This is a genomic window from Porcincola sp. LCP21S3_C12, assembly GCF_052118625.1.
GTDB lineage: Bacteria > Bacillota > Clostridia > Lachnospirales > Lachnospiraceae > Porcincola.
Genome location: NZ_JBQKGW010000018.1, coordinates 1 through 16,626, shown reverse-complemented (window position 1 = coordinate 16,626; position 16,626 = coordinate 1). Strand labels below are relative to the sequence as shown.

At 53.0% G+C, this 16,626-nt stretch carries 16 protein-coding genes; 5 read left to right on the top strand and 11 right to left on the bottom strand.

The window, feature by feature from the left end:
* Positions 1–6: 6 nt before the first annotated feature.
* Together ilvB and ACTQ1N_RS09865 are read right to left on the bottom strand one after the other, a co-directional pair.
* The gene (gene ilvB, locus ACTQ1N_RS09870; protein ID WP_441956589.1) at positions 7–1,632 is read right to left on the bottom strand and encodes a biosynthetic-type acetolactate synthase large subunit; all 1,626 of its coding nucleotides are present in this window, start codon (positions 1,630–1,632) and stop codon (positions 7–9) included.
* A gap of 240 nt (positions 1,633–1,872) precedes the next feature.
* Positions 1,873–2,112 (bottom strand): FeoB-associated Cys-rich membrane protein, encoded by a 240-nt coding sequence (locus tag ACTQ1N_RS09865; RefSeq protein ID WP_441956588.1) that lies wholly within the window; start codon positions 2,110–2,112, stop codon positions 1,873–1,875.
* 212 nt (positions 2,113–2,324) lie between these two features.
* Here ACTQ1N_RS09865 and ACTQ1N_RS09860 point away from each other — a divergent pair, with 212 nt between their 5' ends.
* The 5 genes from ACTQ1N_RS09860 (at position 2,325) to ACTQ1N_RS09840 (ending at position 6,150) form a co-directional block, all read left to right on the top strand.
* Positions 2,325–2,564 carry a heavy-metal-associated domain-containing protein gene (locus ACTQ1N_RS09860; RefSeq protein WP_441956587.1) on the top strand — a complete coding sequence of 80 codons (240 nt, stop codon included), beginning with the start codon at positions 2,325–2,327 and terminating at the stop codon, positions 2,562–2,564.
* Positions 2,565–2,594: 30 nt separating this feature from the next.
* Positions 2,595–2,858, top strand: coding sequence for a FeoA family protein (locus ACTQ1N_RS09855; RefSeq protein WP_441956586.1), 264 nt, complete (start codon positions 2,595–2,597; stop codon positions 2,856–2,858).
* Between the two features lie 50 nt (positions 2,859–2,908).
* Positions 2,909–3,127: a FeoA family protein gene (locus tag ACTQ1N_RS09850; protein WP_154526124.1), complete on the top strand. Its 219-nt coding sequence runs from the start codon at positions 2,909–2,911 to the stop codon at positions 3,125–3,127.
* A 223-nt stretch (positions 3,128–3,350) separates the two neighbouring features.
* Positions 3,351–5,540 (top strand): ferrous iron transport protein B, encoded by a 2,190-nt coding sequence (gene feoB / locus ACTQ1N_RS09845; RefSeq protein ID WP_441956585.1) that lies wholly within the window; start codon positions 3,351–3,353, stop codon positions 5,538–5,540.
* Between the two features lie 166 nt (positions 5,541–5,706).
* Positions 5,707–6,150 carry a metal-dependent transcriptional regulator gene (locus tag ACTQ1N_RS09840; protein ID WP_441956584.1) on the top strand — a complete coding sequence of 148 codons (444 nt, stop codon included), beginning with the start codon at positions 5,707–5,709 and terminating at the stop codon, positions 6,148–6,150.
* A gap of 166 nt (positions 6,151–6,316) precedes the next feature.
* Here ACTQ1N_RS09840 and rbr read toward each other — a convergent pair whose 3' ends face one another.
* From rbr to ACTQ1N_RS09795, 9 genes are all read right to left on the bottom strand, one after another.
* Positions 6,317–6,859, bottom strand: a complete 543-nt coding sequence (gene rbr, locus ACTQ1N_RS09835; RefSeq protein ID WP_441956583.1) for a rubrerythrin — start codon at positions 6,857–6,859, stop codon at positions 6,317–6,319.
* Between the two features lie 133 nt (positions 6,860–6,992).
* Positions 6,993–7,640: a potassium channel family protein gene (locus tag ACTQ1N_RS09830; RefSeq protein ID WP_441956582.1), complete on the bottom strand. Its 648-nt coding sequence runs from the start codon at positions 7,638–7,640 to the stop codon at positions 6,993–6,995.
* 46 nt (positions 7,641–7,686) lie between these two features.
* Complete coding sequence (locus ACTQ1N_RS09825; RefSeq protein WP_441956581.1) at positions 7,687–9,018, bottom strand: TrkH family potassium uptake protein; 1,332 nt, start codon at positions 9,016–9,018, stop codon at positions 7,687–7,689.
* 295 nt (positions 9,019–9,313) lie between these two features.
* Complete coding sequence (locus ACTQ1N_RS09820; RefSeq protein ID WP_441956580.1) at positions 9,314–11,044, bottom strand: bifunctional metallophosphatase/5'-nucleotidase; 1,731 nt, start codon at positions 11,042–11,044, stop codon at positions 9,314–9,316.
* 295 nt (positions 11,045–11,339) lie between these two features.
* A complete protein-coding gene (locus tag ACTQ1N_RS09815; protein WP_441956579.1) occupies positions 11,340–12,578 on the bottom strand; it encodes a permease in 1,239 nt (412 codons plus the stop codon).
* 240 nt (positions 12,579–12,818) lie between these two features.
* Positions 12,819–13,943: a DUF362 domain-containing protein gene (locus ACTQ1N_RS09810; RefSeq protein ID WP_441956578.1), complete on the bottom strand. Its 1,125-nt coding sequence runs from the start codon at positions 13,941–13,943 to the stop codon at positions 12,819–12,821.
* Positions 13,944–14,002: 59 nt separating this feature from the next.
* Complete coding sequence (locus ACTQ1N_RS09805) at positions 14,003–14,869, bottom strand: aldo/keto reductase (protein ID WP_441956577.1); 867 nt, start codon at positions 14,867–14,869, stop codon at positions 14,003–14,005.
* A gap of 254 nt (positions 14,870–15,123) precedes the next feature.
* Positions 15,124–15,597 (bottom strand): GNAT family N-acetyltransferase, encoded by a 474-nt coding sequence (locus ACTQ1N_RS09800; RefSeq protein ID WP_441956622.1) that lies wholly within the window; start codon positions 15,595–15,597, stop codon positions 15,124–15,126.
* A gap of 48 nt (positions 15,598–15,645) precedes the next feature.
* Positions 15,646–16,506, bottom strand: a complete 861-nt coding sequence (locus tag ACTQ1N_RS09795; protein WP_441956621.1) for an alpha/beta hydrolase — start codon at positions 16,504–16,506, stop codon at positions 15,646–15,648.
* Between the last annotated feature and the right edge of the window lie 120 nt (positions 16,507–16,626).

The following is a 16,626-nucleotide window of genomic DNA, read 5'->3' as shown; positions in this document are numbered from 1 at the left end:
CCGTCCTCACTTTGTATTGTTCGCACTGTCGATGTTCACAACCATCAGCGCCGCACCATCCGCCTTCAGAAATGCGTCCAGCCTGTCATCCAGTTCCTCGTTGCTCCAGGCCTCGAAATACTGCATATCATAGGCCCTCGCAAGATGATCATATCTGGGATAGTCCTCCAGCTGTGTGCCGAAGTAGTGTCCGTCATAGACCTTCTCCTGATGTTCCCGCACCAGCCCGAGGTATCGGTTCTTCACCACGATGATCTTCATCGGCAGCTTTGCGACCGCAATGGTTCCCAGCTCGTACATGCTCATCTGGAAAGCGCCGTCTCCGCAGACCGTGACGACTTGCCGGTCCGGTGCCGCAAACCGCGCCCCGATGGAGGCCGGGATCGAATAGCCCATGGTTCCCATACCGCCCGTTGTGAGGAACCGCCCTTCCTTCATGATGTAATTGTCAGCGGACCACAGCTGATTCTGTCCGACATCTGCCACATAGATGGCATCCCTGTCCATCTTGTCAGAAAGGGTCTTGACGAAGGTCATCGGGTTCACCAGCTTGTCGCTGAAAACCCTGTGGTCCACCGTCGTCTTCTTGACCTCCTCCAGCTGCATGAGCCATCCGCTGGTATCAATCTGAATATCCGCCTCCAGAAGCTGGGCAAAGATATCCTTCGCATCTCCTACAAGCGGCAGCGTCGGTCCCATGTTCTTCCCAATCTCCGCCGAGTCAATGTCGATGTGGATGACACTGACCTTCCGTTCCAGCTCGTCCGGCTTCGGAACCGCCCGGTCCGCCACCCGTGCACCGACGATGATCAGAAGATCTGATCCTGCGACCGCCTTGTTCGCATAAGGCTTTCCATTGTTCCCCAGCATTCCGAAATACAGCGGATGTTTCTTCGGCATGACGCCGATTCCCATCATCGTGCTGACCATCGGAATCCGGAACTTCTCACAGAATGAGCGAACCTCCTTCTGTGCCTGTCCCAGGATCACCCCGCCTCCGACGCAGATCAGCGGCTTTTTCGCCTTGTTGATGCTTTCGATCACCTTCTCCATCTGCTGGCGGTTGCCCTTTGTGTTCGGCTTGTATCCCCGGATGTCAACCGACTTCGGATAGGAGAATTCCTTCTTCAGGGTCATCTTCTGGATATCACAGGGGATGTCGATCAGCACCGGGCCCTTGCGGCCGGTGTTCGCGATATAGAACGCCTCTTTGAATATCTGCGGAATGTCATTCACGTTCCGGACCAGATAACTGTACTTGACAAATGATTCTGTCGCACCTCTCATATCTGCTTCCTGAAACACGTCACGTCCCAGCAGCGTGCTCGCCACCTGGCCGGTGATCGCGATGATCGGGATACTGTCCGCGTAAGCAGTCGCCAGCGCTGTGATCAGATTTGTCGCCCCGGGACCGGACGAAGCGACACAGACGCCGGGTCTCCCGGAGATCCTGGCATATCCGCTTGCCGCGTGCCCCGCCGCCTGCTCCTGCCGGACCAGGATGTGGGTGATTTTATCCTGATTCTCGTACATCGCCTCATAGAACGGCGCAATCGCGACCCCCGGAATCCCGAAGATCGTATCGACGCCCTCCTCCAGAAGGCACTGCACCATCGCCTCCGCACCATTCATGGAAAGCTCCTCCTGACTCTGAACATGTTTAACAGACTGACGCCATTATAGCATGGCGCCGTACAGATTGCGAGACTGGTAAAGCAGGCAAGGCTTCCTGTCCGCGCGAAGGATACGTTTGAAACAAAGTCCGAAGCAGGGTTTCTCTGGAAGCGGAAAGCGGCAGGCTTCTGCCGCCTGCCGCTTTCCATCGTCTGCTTGATCCTGGAAGCCTGTCAGGGCATCCGCCCTCCCGGGTCGTCAACCTCTTCCAGAAACCCTTTCCTCTTTCACCCGCCTGTCTGCGTGCCTGACTTCATGTTTTACAGACACCTGACGGCTGCAGGAGCAGGAACAGCCGCCTCCGCACTTTCCGCAGTCTCCGCTGCATCCGTACGGGTTCCCCTTTCCTGCTTTCATACTGCTCAGAATGTGCCAGATCAGATAGCCGGCATACCCGCCGATCGCTGCAATCAGAATCACGTCTACCAAAATTCCCATATTCGAAATCCTTTCTATATAGAACCAGGTGCTGATCATTTCATCCGGTTTCAATATAGCACCTTCGGCTTCACATTGGAAGCCCAGACATACAAAAGTTTTATAATTCGTATTCTTGACAGCTATATCTTACTTATGTTAGCATTTACTTACGATAAGGAAATCGAAAGAATATTTCCGGAAAAGGGGTGAAGGACTTGAAGCAGGTTACCATGAAGGTGACTGGAATGCGGTGCGGCATGTGCGAAGCCCACATCTGTGATGTGATCAGAAAGCTGTATCCTTCAGCAAAAGCTGTTCATGCTTCGCATGGGCATGATCGCGCATCTTTCCGCATAGAAGGTGAAATCGATCAAGGGGAACTCCAGAAAGCAGTCGACGATACCGGCTATCGCTGTGAGTCTGTTTCCATCGAGCCTTATGAAAAGAAGGGGTTCTTCCACAGACGTTGAACAGGGTAATCCCTCTGCCTGCATGGTGCCATGGCAGGGGAGAGCTCCCGCGTCGGGAGCGGAAAGGAGCATATGATGCCGCTTGCACTATCTCAGGCAGGAGACACGGTCGTCATCAGAGGAATCAAAGGCTGCGAGGATGTCCGGCAGCATCTGGTCGAGCTTGGTTTCATCACAGGCGACCAGGTAACAGTCGTGTCCGAACTGGCCGGGAATCTGATTCTTCAGGTCAAGGACAGCCGGATTGCACTGAACAGAGGAACAGCCAGCCACATTCTGGTGGATCCCTGCTGATCATTGCAGCATTTTGATACAAAAAAATATTGGAGGAGGAGAAAATCATGATGTCACTCAAAGATGTCCCGGTCGGGCAGACGGTCAGGGTCGTCAAAATTGACGGAGACGGCGCTGTCAGAAGAAGGATCATGGATATGGGGATTACAAAAGGGACGGAGCTCTACGTCCGTAAGGTTGCCCCGCTCGGAGATCCGGTCGAGCTGACCGTCCGCGGATATGAGCTGACCGTCCGCAAGAATGACGCAGACATCATCAAAGTCGGTTGATGAAACCGATTTTTTATTTGAATGATAGTTAGTTATATGCAACTTAATATAGGCACGTTTAATTCCAGTTCTCCGGACACGTTCGGACGGTCAGCCGTTTCAGACAGGCCGTCATGTCGGAACAGGGATAAGACTGCCGTACCTGACAAGGAAAGTCGGCCGCCACAGACATCAGGATGTCCAGGCGCCCGAACCGGACGGATCGAAACAGATGGAGGAACCTATGGCACTGAAATTTGCACTTGCCGGCAACCCGAACTGCGGGAAGACAACGATGTTCAACGCCCTGACGGGAAGCAGCCAGTATGTCGGAAACTGGCCTGGCGTCACTGTTGAGAAAAAAGAAGGAAAGATGAAGGGGAAATTCGGCAGCAGCGATACGATCGTCACCGATCTTCCCGGCATCTACTCGCTTTCTCCCTACACACTTGAAGAAGTCGTCAGCCGGGACTATATCCTGGGTGAGAATCCGGACGTCATCATCGACCTGGTCGATGCAACCAACATTGAACGGAATCTGTATCTGACCACCCAGCTGATCGAGACTGGCGTCCCGGTTGTCATCGCCCTGAACATGGCAGACCTGCTGAAGAAGCGCGGTATCCGCGTTGACACCGAACGACTCGGCTCTATCCTCGGCTGCGAGATTGTACCGACCTCCGCCCTGCGCGGAGAAGGCCTGGATCAGCTTGCAAAGCAGGCAGCTGCAACAGGCGCCGAAAACAGCCATGCCCTTCCTCCTGAAATATTCTCAAAGGAGCTTGAGGCCGCTATCAGAAATGTGGAAATGATTCTACCGGTTTCCATCCCTCAGCAAAAGCGCAGATGGTATGCCATCAAGATGCTGGAGAATGATTCCAAGGTCTCCGCACAGCTTTCCCTGTCTGAAAGTCAGCTCAAGGTCATAGCCGCCGAACGCGCTGCCATCGAGAAGAAGGAGGATTCCGATATGGAATCCATCGTCACCGATGAGCGATATGCCTTTATCCAGAAAGCGGTGAAGGCTGCCGTGAAGAAATCCGGCGAGAAGCTGACGACCTCTGACAAGATTGACCAGATCGTTACAAGCCGGATCTTCGGAATCCCGATCTTTGCCGGGATCATGTTCCTGGTCTACTATCTTTCCATCAACAGCATGGGCGGCTTCTTCACAGACTGGATCAACGATGTCGCGACGCCCTTTGTCCAGGAGGCTGTGGTAAATGGTCTGACTGCTCTGCACGCGAACAGTGTGCTCATCAGCGCCATATCCGATGGCGTGATCGGCGGGCTCGGCGCCGTCCTCGGCTTCACGCCGCAGATGGCTTTCCTGTTCCTGTTTCTGTCCATCCTTGAAGACTGCGGCTACATGGTTCGCATCGCTTTCGTCATGGACCGGGTATTCAGACATTTTGGTCTGTCCGGAAAAAGCTTCATCCCGCTGCTGATTTCATCCGGCTGCGGCGTCCCGGGCATCATGTCCAGCAAGACCATCGACCAGGACAACGACCGCCGTCTCACCATCATGACAGCAACCTTCATCCCGTGCGGCGCCAAGCTCCCTGTCATCGCGCTGATGGGCGGCATCATCACCAGCTACTCCGTAACCGGAACATTCACAGCGGGCGGTTGGATGGCACCCATGATGTACTTTGTCGGAATCGCTGCTGTCCTGATTTCTGCCGTCATGCTCAAAAAGACAAAACCGTTCTCAGGTAAAGCAGCTCCGTTTGTCATGGAGCTCCCGCAGTACCACATTCCGCAGCCAAAGACCGTTCTGATGCATGTCTGGGAGCGGCTGAAGGCTTTCCTGAAGAAGGCGGGAACCGTTCTCTTCATCGCAACCCTTGTCATGTGGTTCCTGTCCAGCTTCGGTATGGAAAACGGCCGCTTCGGTCTTGTTGACAGTCCGAATTCCTCTGTTCTCGCTGCGATCGGCGGCGCAATTGCCGTCATCTTCCGTCCGCTCGGCTTTGGCGAGTGGCAGCCTGTCGCCGCGACAATCTCCGGCTTCACAGCGAAGGAATCCATCGTCTCTACGATGGGCGTCCTGGCGCATGTCGCCTCCGACGCTTCCGAAGACACGGCTGTGGTCGGGCAAGCCATCGCTTCCTGGTTCCCGAGTGCGGCGGCAGCCTTCTCCTTCCTGCTGTTCAACCTGCTGGATTCTCCGTGCCTTGCGGCAATCGGTACCATGGCAGCGGAAATGAACGACCGGAAGTGGTTCTGGTTCGCGATTCTGTATCAGAATGTGTTCGCCTATGTCTCCAGCCTGATCGTCTATCAGCTCTGGATCCTGCGTGCGAATGGATTCACAGCCTGGACAGCGGCTGCAGTGATCCTTCTGATCATCATGCTGTATCTGCTCTTCAGACCAGACCCATACAAGAATACAAAGACATACAGCAAAAGATCCGTATCGGAAGCAGTATAATTTCTGTTCATTCACAATCTGTTCTGAATTCATCCGGGAGAGCCCACGGCCGGCCTCTCCCGGATTATTGTTGCGCTCAATTTAATTTGTGTCTCTTGATTGACAAGGATGCCTCCTGTGTGCTAACATTCGTTAGAAATATCTAATAATGTAAAGGAGAATCGCTATGAGTGAGACCACATTACACTCTTCACGTCCATATCACACAACCGAATCCGCCCAGAACTATCTGGAAGCCATCCTGATGCTCAGCGAGCAGAAGCCTGTCGTCCGCTCCGTCGACGTCGCGAATGAGCTTGGCTACAAGAAATCCAGTATCAGCATTGCGATGAAAAACCTCCGTGAGAACGATCTGATCACTGTGACGCCGGAGGGATATATCTATCTCACAGACGAAGGTCTGAAGATTGCCAGCACAATCTACGAACGCCACAAATTTTTTTCCTGCTGGCTGACCAGTCTTGGTGTCGACCAGACGACAGCCGCTGCTGACGCCTGCAAGATCGAGCATGACCTCAGTCCGGAGAGCTTTGCGGCAATCAAGCGCTATATCACAGAGCAGGGTGAAAAGGAACAAAAGAGCACGGCGGCGGACACAGACAGGCAGTAATAGAAAGCAGTCATACAAATAGAGAAGCGGTTCAGCCTGAATGATATGCGATCCTGGCTGTACCGCTTCTCTTTTGCCTTATGGCACGATCTGCCATGCTGTTCAGGCTCCTTCACCGTTCCGGAGCCGTGTTTTCTCATCAGGCTCTGCTGGGCAGCACTGCCTGTCAATAGTTCTCTGCGCGAACCTCAAAGAAAGACTGCGGATGATAGCAGACCGGACACACATCCGGAGCCTTTGTTCCGACAACGACATGTCCGCAGTTTCTGCACTCCCAGACTACTACGCCGCTCTTCTCGAAGACTTCCTTCGCCTCGACGTTGTGAAGAAGCTTGCGGTAGCGCTCTTCATGTGTTTTCTCAATCGCTGCTACCCTTCTGAACTGCTCCGCCAGCTCATGGAATCCTTCCTCATCGGCATCCTTCGCCATGCGGTCATACATGTCCGTCCACTCGTAATTCTCACCCTCTGCCGCCGAAGCCAGGTTCTCAGCTGTGTCGCCGAGAAGTCCAAGATGCTTGAACCACAGCTTCGCATGCTCCTTCTCATTGTCAGCGGTCTTCTGGAACAGCGCCGCAATCTGCTCATACCCTGCCTTCTTTGCGACAGAAGCAAAGTATGTATACTTGTTTCTCGCCATTGATTCGCCTGCCAGGGCTTCCTGAAGATTTTTCTCTGTCTTGGTACCTGCGTACGGATTTTTTGCCATCTCTTTCTTTCCTTTCTTTTCAATGCCGTGATTCTGCAGGTTCTCTCCTGCAGAGGTTTCTCGTCTGCTGTGACTACATTCTAGCATGCCCGAAAACCGGATGCAAGCACTTTTTCAGTAATTATTATTATTTTCATTGAAAGCATTTATCGATGTTTTCTTTTCGTCCCAGTACAACCAGTCTCTGATTCGCCGTTAAAGGCTTTGTCGGATCCACGCCGGGGATCAGGACATTGTCCTCCTTCAGTGCAATGATATTTAAATGATAAAGCTTCCTGATATCGAGTTCATGAACCGTCTTCCCTACCCAGCGCTTCGGGACATCGATCTCCGCAATTGAGAACTGGTCATCCAGTGCCAGATAGTCGAAGATGTGATTCGAGGCGAAGCGGATCGCTGTCCATGTCGCAAGCGTCTTCTCAGGAAAAACAACCCTGTCAGCTCCATTTCTCAGCAGGAGCTTCTCCTGCGCATCGGACGTCGCGCGGGCTACCACATATTTTGCTCCGTAATCCTTGAGAAGAGCTGTTGTCTGAAGCGAGCTGAGGAAGTCGTCTCCGATTCCGACAATACAGAAATCGTAGTCATTCACACCGAGGCTGGCGACAAACTTCTCATCGGTCGCATTGCCGATTCTTGCATTCGTCACAAAGGGAAGTGCCAGATCAACACGCTCCTCGCTCATATCGACCGCCATAACGTCCTGTTTGTACTCCGTCAGCTTTTTCGCAACTGTCATTCCAAAATATCCAAGACCGATCAACAGGATATTGTTTTTCATCCGTCTCTCCATTTCCCCGCAAAACGCGGCTCCTTGTAATTGATGTTTACCCTACGTTCAGATCCTCCTGCGGCAGACATGAGGACCCTACTCTGGACCTCCTGAAGGTCGCATACATGAAGGTCAGGCCTCCCACTCTCCCATAGAACATCAGAGTGATCAGAATCAGCTTTGATACTGCATGAAGCGAGGGTGTCAGGCCAAGCGTCAGGCCAACCGTTCCGATCGCGGAAGCTGTTTCAAAGAAGCTTCTCAGAAGGGACCGGTGCTCCATCGCACTGATCGCCATGCCGCCTGCCAGAAACAGTGTGACATACATCAGAACAATGGAAAATGCAGCCCTTACCGTCTTCGCCGGAATCCGGCGCTGATGCAGGACGGTGCTGCTCCGCCGTCCGCTCAGGCTCAGGAAAGTACCGACCACAACAGCGATGGTCGTCGTCTTCATGCCGCCGGCGGTTGATCCCGGGGACCCGCCGATCAGCATCAGCATAATCATGATCAGAAGATCATTTTCCTTGAATTTTGTGAGATCCGAGGTATTGAAGCCTGCAGTCCTGGTCGTTACAGACTGGAAAAATGAAGACAGAACCCGCTCCCCTGCCGGCAGCGACCTGTACTCCGCAAAGAAAAAGATGACAGCCGGAACAAGAATCAGAATTGCCGTGGTCGTCACAACCACCTTTGTCTGCAGCGTATACCGACTGAAATGAAGCCTGTTTCTCTGCAGATCTCTCCAGGTGTAAAAGCCCAGGCCGCCGAACACGATCAGCGCCATGATCACCAGGTTGATCACCGCATTGCCCTGGTAAGCAGCAAGAGAAGAATACCTCTCCCGAACGCCCATCAGGTCAAAGCCCGCATTGCAGAATGCCGAGACGGAGTGAAACAGTGCATACCCCGCTCCGGTTACTGGTCCGAAATCCCGGGCAAACACAGGATACATGACGAGGGCTCCGCCCAGCTCCACCGCCATAACCATCTTTATGATGTACAGCGACATCCGGATAATCCCCTGCACATTGTCCCCGGATATGGAGTCCTGCAGAAGCGTTCTCTGAATCAGAGAGATCTTGGAACCTATAATGACACGAATCAGAAATGCAGTAGTGATGACGCCCAGTCCGCCAACCTGGATCAGTGACAGGATGACAATCCTTCCGAACAGGTTCCAGTGTGTCGCCGTGTCATAAACGACAAGTCCGGTCACACAGGTTGCCGACGTAGATGTAAACAGACAGTCCAGAAATGGCGTTACCCTTCCCTCCATACTGGCAATCGGAAGCATCAAAAGAAGTGCCCCCGCCAGAATGACCAGAAAAAAGCCTGCCAGAATAATCTGGGCGGATGTCAGTCGAAAGTTTTTCTTCAGTCTCATATCGAAAAATACCTGTTCGTCTTTTTGGATCGCTCATTGACGGCGTGATTATAGCACATCGGCATACGGACTTCCATGTCTTTTCATATGTGCATAAGCAGGCCCGTCAGAGGGATCCGGAGGAGTATCATCCCTCACTCGATGATGAACAGCCGCTTTCAAAAAAGAAGGAAGGGCTGAAATCTCAGCCCTTCCCGCAGCTTCCGCCGCCTGCGGCATTGCCGCCTCTGTCGCCACAGACTGCTTCCACTCTGTCAGAATGCCGCTTCTGTTACCACAGACTGCTTCCACTCTGTCAGGATGCCGCTTCTGTCACCGTTTCTGCGGCGCCTTCTGTCTGTGCACTTCCCTCAACTGCCACAATTCTGCCGTCGCCATAAGGATTCTCATACGCATCCCCGACAGTCCCGCCGAGATCGTCCGCAACGAAGTTGATCAGTGCCTGATTGTCCAGCATAAACTCGTCCTGCAGGATCTTTGCGTCGGTAAACATATTGTAGCCATCCCCCTGCTGCTTCAGCATATAGTTGTGGGTTGCCACGGTGTATGTCTTCTCCAGTTCGAGTGCCTTTCCGCCAACCATGACGTTCTTCACCCGATACTCTCCCTCATGCCCCGTCCACAGGCCATTTTCATCCTGCGTGCAGTGATCCGGGACGTCTGTATGGATCTCGTATGTCAGTCCTGAAACCTGAAGGAAACCGCCGTTCTCACTCGGAACCGTGCGGGCTCCCCACTCCAGCGCATCCAGGACCTGCTGCCCGGTCAGCTCCGCCACACAGACCATGTTGCCATATGGCTGAACCGTGAGGATATCGCCCTGTGTAATGTCGCCCGCCGGGATATTGGCACGGATGCCGCCTCCATTTGCAAATCCGATGTCCGCCTTTCCCGCTGCCCGGTATGCATCCGCTACCAGGTCACCCAGATTTGTCTCTGCGTTGCGGACAATCCGGATCGGTTCGCCCGCGTCATCGACCGCAGTCGGATCCACAATCGTCAGATTCACATCCGTATGTCCCACAACTGTTTTCAGACTTTCGTCCAGCTTCTCCTGGGCCTTCTTTACCTCCTCCGTGACGGAGTTGCTGAAGCCAAACGTATCCTTCGCAGACCCTTCCAGTCCCCAGGTCAGGAGCTGGCTGCTGACGGTACCATCCATCCCGAACTTCACAGTGCCGATGCAGGCAAGCTTTGTCCCGCAGGCGCTCCGGATCACATCCTTTCCGTCTTTGTTCTTCATCGTCACCTGATCCGTATCATGGCTGTGTCCGTCAAGGAGCACATCGATCCCGGTTGTATTGGAAATCACCTGATCATAGCGCCATGGCGAAGCCGTATCCTCGTTCCCGAGGTGCGCCATGGCGACAACATACTGCGCGCCCTCTGTTCTCGCCTGATCGACCGCCTCCTGAACCTTTGCGTATAGTTTTTCTCCCGTCTCGTCCTGGCAGAAATCATACACAAAGTTTCCGGCGTCATCCTGGAAATAAGCCGGTGTGGACGAGGTGATGGTCTGCGGTGTCGTCATGCCGACAAACGCAAACTTGATGCCGTCAAATTCCTTGATGACATAAGGGTCGAAGACCAGTTTCCCATCCTTGTTGAAATTACAGCTGATGTACGGGAACTTTGCTTTCCCGGTCAGCGCCAGGAACTGATCCATCCCATAGTCAAATTCATGATTGCCCGGAATGGCAATGTCATAGCCTGCCGCGTTCATCAGCTCCAGCGGTGTCTCCCCCTTCGTCATCGTACCGATCGGTTCGCCCTGGATGAAATCCCCGTCATCCACAAGCAATGTGTAACACCCCTGATCCTCATAATACTTCCGGACCTGGTACAGCCCATCGAGGCCAAAATTCTGATCCACACCACAGTGGACATCGCTCGTAAACAGAATCACCAGGTCCTTCGACAGTCCGCTCTCCGATTCTCCCTCCGCAGCTGCCACCGGAACCGCTGTCAGGAATACCACAAGCATCAGCGACAGCAGATACACACTCAGCTTACCTGCCCTTTTCATATCTCCGCTCCTTTCATTGTTTTTGCCTGCCCATGGCAGGCTCACTTATATCTGATTAATGTAATAATACTAAATAACTATCTGTTTATCATCCATGAATTAGCACAAATAACTGTATATTTCTTTGTATAGTCTTTATATTCTCAATCTTATGATTGCAGTGTCAAAAGGCCGTCACCACGCATACCTGCATGCAAGTGGTGGCAGGGCTGATTGACACGTCATCATAAAAAAAGATCTGCGGATTTCTCCGCAGATCCCTGTCTCTCTTATCGCAATATTGATATTGACTGAATCAGTGCAGCAGCAGAATCAGGAACTGGCAGACCAGCACAACCGTGATCAGCGCGATCGGGTAAGTTGCCGCATATGCAGAAGCGACAGCCTCTGTCTTCGCAACCTTGATCAGGGTTCCAAGCGCCGGCGTGGATGTCATGCCGCCTGTAATGCAGCCAAGCGCATTCATCAGATGCAGCTTCACGGCCTTCATCGCGACAATAAAGCCGATGATCATCGGGATCAGGGTCATGAACAGGCCGTACACGAAATAGATCGGCTTAAAGTACTCGATGAACTTGGAGCCGCCGGACACACCTGCCCCGATCAGGAACAGGATCAGGCCGAATTCCTGGAAGGTCTTGAGCACCTCGCTCTTCACATGAAGAGAAATCGCGCCAAGGTGTCCGAAATGTCCCCAGATCAGTCCGGCAATCAGCACGCCGCCCGTCGTCGTCAGGGAAAATGAAGTCCCGGCAAGTCCCTTCGAAGTGAGCGGGATATGAACCGCCCCAAGGAAGATCCCCGTCAGGATGACGAATGCGAAGGCGCCAATTCCGAACGGATCAATCTCAATATAGTGCCGGCCGTCCTTCCGCCTCTGCCCGGCCGAAACATCCGTGATCTTCCGGACCTCCTCATCGATGTTCGCGTGGAGAATCTTCGGAATGAGCTGAACGAACAGCACGACACCGATGACCCCGAAGATATAGGAGATTCCGTATCCGACGGTCACCGCACTTTCATACTCCGGCGCGACGGTCGCCTTCGCCGCCGAGAACGCCGGCGTGGATGTGAGGGCTCCTGAGAGCAGACCGGTCAGAAGCGCGACAAACTGCTTCGTATCAGCTTCCCCGCCTCTTCCGATGAAGTAGCACGCAACCGTCGTCAGACCGCCGCTCAGAATGATCACAACCCCGAGCAGGATATAGGACTTGAAATTCTTCTTCAGATTGGAGAAAAAACTCGGCCCCGCGATCAGGCCGACGGAGCAGACAAACAGAACCAGTCCGCAGTTCTCGATGATCTTCAGTGCATCGGGGCTGAAGTCAATCCCGCTGAAATTCATTGTGTCAGCCAGCTGCTTCGAATGCAGGATTCCATATATAATGGAAGCAATGAAGACACCTGCCGTCCCCAGCGAGACGCCTTTGATTGAGATCTTGCCGATCAGATAGCCGCCGACAATAATTGCAAAGATACTCATCACGAAGAACGTAATCCCCGTGATGTTGATCACACCGCCAAAAAGACTCATTTTCTCCCTCCCGTTTCTGTGCAATCTGAAAAGTCCATTAGAGAGAATTGTAAGATATTTCCAACAAAATTACAAGAGACCGCTCTCCCCTGCTCATTCTTTCAGCCTATCCCCGAAAGTTCCCCGCGGCAGTTACTTCCTGGACATTTCCAGCGCTGATCTGGCTATGTGATGTCTCAGAGCGTCAGCCGTCATGCTCATCCGGCTGCAGGCCAGCGATCAACCGATCGTTCGTGAAATTTACATGGTAATCAGTTCGTACTCCCTGGTGCCCAGACCAATCTTCTCGGCGTGTTCCAGCGTCTCCTTCCACGCCACATTCGGGTTGTTGTCCTTGAAGTGCTCGTGGTAGTGGTGCCAGTCCGGTCTGGCCAGGTTGTCGCCAAGCTGGGAATTCCGGATTGGTGTCTGCTGCTCACACAAATCCACACAAGCCTGGTCGAGCGCCACCGGGTCAAATGAAGCCAGCATCCCGACATCAGGAAGGATCGGAGCGTCATTCTCGCCATGGCAGTCACAGTTCGGCGAGACATCCTGAATCAGGCTGATGTGGAAGCACGGCCGGCCGTCACAGACTGCCTGCGTATACTCTGCCATCTTGCAGCCAAGCACTTCGTTCGCATTCGCATTGTCGTTCTCAATCGCATCAAAGGCACAGGCCCCGATACAGCGCCCGCATCCCTTGCAGATATCCTGGTTGATGTGCGCCACGCCCCGCTCGTAGTCGATCGCATCCGAACCGCACTCCCGGGCGCAGCGGTGACACTTCCTGCACTTTTCCTCGATCACGTGCGGTTTCCCATCGTTGTGCTGCTGCATCTTTCCCGCGCGGCTCCCGCAGCCCATCCCGATGTTCTTGATGGTCCCGCCAAATCCGGCTGCCTCATGCCCCTTGAAATGGGTCAGGGAGATGAACACATCTGCATCCATGACAGCCTCTCCGATCAGCGCCGTCTTCAGGTACTCTCCGTTCCGGATCGGTACTTCCACCTCGTCCGTTCCGCGCAGTCCGTCTGCGATGATGACATGACAGCCGGTTGTAATGGAGTTGAACCCATTCATTTCCGCACATGTCAGATGCTCCAGTGCGTTCTTGCGGCTTCCCGGATACAGCGTATTGCAGTCCGTCAGAAATGGCAGTCCGCCATTCTCCTTCACGACATCCGCGACCGCCTTCGCGTAATTCGGTCTCAGGAACGCCAGATTCCCCAGCTCCCCGAAGTGCATCTTGATCGCGACAAACTTTCCATCCATGTCAATCGATCCGATCCCAGCCTTCCGGATCAGCTTCTGCAGCTTTGCTGTCAGCGGTACATCAACCTTTGTCCTGAAATCCGTAAAATAAACTTTTGCTTTTTCTCCCATCTGTCTGCTCTCCTGTTTTGGCTTTCCTCACGCAGCCTGTCTGCGCTTCGTGTGTCTGCTCACCCTTCATGTGCCTGGATATGGATATCGACACGTTCCCGCTCCGGATGCTCTCCCGACCACCCGTAGTCCGGCATCGTATCGATGCGATACATATCGATCTGGGAGATTTTGAAATCGCCCAGGTTCAGGTTCTGACGCATCCGCTCCGGCGAAGACGCTTTCGGGATGACCATCACGCCTCGCTGCAGATCGTACTGCAGACAGAGCTGCGCGGATGACACCCCATACTTCTCCGCAAGTGAGACAATCAGCGGATCTGTCAGCACCCGGCTTCTGCCAAGCGGACTCCACGCCTGCACCTGGATCCCCTTCTCCTGGCAGAACCGAAGCGTCACCTCCTGCGTATGACCTGGATGGAACTCCAGCTGATCTACAGCCGGCACCACCTCCGCGTGCTCTATCAGGTTAAGCAGGTGCTGCGGAAGAAAATTGCTGACGCCGATCGCCCGCACTTTCCCTTCCTGGTACAGCTCCTCCATCAGCTTCCATGTATCCAGGTCAAGCTTTTCCCATTCCTGATAGTCTGGCGCGGGCAGCGGCCAGTGAATCAGGTACAGGTCAAGATAATCTGTCCGGAGCCTTTCAAGCGACTTTTCAAACGCCGCACGCACCTCCCGGTACCCCAGTTCACTCTTCCAGGCCTTTGATGCAATCTGAAACGCGCCGCGTTCCAGATTGCTCTGTGTCCATGCCTTCCCGAGGGCCTCCTCCGTCCCATAGAACGATGCTGTGTCGAAATACCGATACCCCGCCTGGATCGCCTCACTGATCACCCGCTCTGTACCATCCGCCGCAGCCTTGTAGGTACCGAATCCAATTTTCGGGATCGTCATCCCGTTATTCAGTCTGAACCTCTCTGTCATGGCCATCCTCCTGTCATTCTGCCTGAAACAGACGATCTGTAATTTAATTGTACAACAAAAAGTCGGGGAAAATCACATTTTCCTCGACTTTTTGTGAACGATTTTACACGATTTAACAAGAAAGGCTTCAGAAACAATGCGGCCTGTCCCCGACAGCGTACAGGAAAGAGAAACGCACCGGCGAGCAGACGAAGACCTGAAGCCTGATCCATTTCCGAACGTCCGCCCCGATTTGGGTCAAAGAATGTTCCGGGTCAGGACAGAATGTACTCCATCTGCCGCTCCTTGGTCTTCATGCCCATCTTCTCATAGAACTTCTCCGCAGATGTATTTCCTTCCCAGACATTGAGCGTCACCTCGTAACAGCCCAGCCTCTTTGCCTCTTCTTTTACAAATGCGAACAGACTCTCTCCTATATGCTGTCCCCTCATCCTCTCATCGACGCACAGATCATCGATGAACAGAGACTGAAACGGTACCATATTGTTGGAAAATGGCTGCTTCCGCAGCTGACAAAATGCATACCCCTCGCATATGTCCTGCTCGTCCGCCGCGACATAGACTGGTTTTGCATCATCCCGGATCAGCTCCCGAAGCTCCTCGTCCGTATATTTTGTCGTTCCGGCAATGAAAATATCCGGCCGAATGGCTGCATGAATCTGAAGCACCTGCCCCAGGAGCTCATGCAGTCTCGGAATATCTTTCTCTGCTGCTCTTCTGATCCGTATCATCGATAATCTCCTTTGCATGTAAAACGTATAACAGCCAACAATCATTCAGGCAAAAAGCCCTTTGAAGAATTCACATTCATCCTCATTGCACTGATGAGCCTCATCCAGCTTTTGGTTTACATGGAAGACATGTCCCATGTATGTCTGCTCCGGCTTTCCGTACAGATGCAGTTCACACTTTACTCCGAGTCGGCTCAGGTGATCGTGCAGAGGAGCTGCGCAATCCCTCAGAAAATCATTCGCAGCTGTCATGACGAATGCTGGCGGGAAATTTTCATCCATGAAATTCCAGGCATCCACCAATTCCTTGACATCCTCTTTCCTGCTTTCATAGAGATCCCCCAGAAACTGAACAAAGGCATTGTCAACTTCTCCACCCTGAAGGGACTCTCTCATTTTGTAGATGCCACAGTTTAACGCTACTCCCCGAAGACGGAGTTGATCGTATGGGACATTAAACTGGTATGTTTCATCCGGTTGCATATTCTCATCAGGGATATTTTCTGTCGTTTCCGGATCAAAAGCGTCTCCCACATCTTGACGTGCATATTCCTCCCATGTAAAAGCCGCTGTCTCTCCGTTGCCTGACAGAGGAAACTTCTCCAGGTAAACATCTCTGAATCTTTGACTGCTGAGTAGAGTTGCATACCAGGATGCCATCTGACCACCCGCAGAGTCTCCAACCATGAACACACGGTTCAGGTCAAGCCCAAAGTGCTCCCCGTTTCCTTCCACCCAGTTCATTGCTCTGTTGACATCTGTGAATGCCGCAGGGAAGCAATCTTCAGGGGCAAGCCTGTAATTGAACCCGATCACTGCAAATCCGTGCCGGGCTAATGCGATGTTATAATGCCTGTATAACTCCTTGTCCCCGTACTGCCATCCTCCGCCATGAATATCAAAAATGACCGGAAGTGTTATCCCGCATTTTATCTGGTCCTAAACCATACCACATTCAATCAAATTAAAAAGAGGCACAGCATAAATTATTCTGATGGATTTTACATCGGATTGCTTTATGCCGTG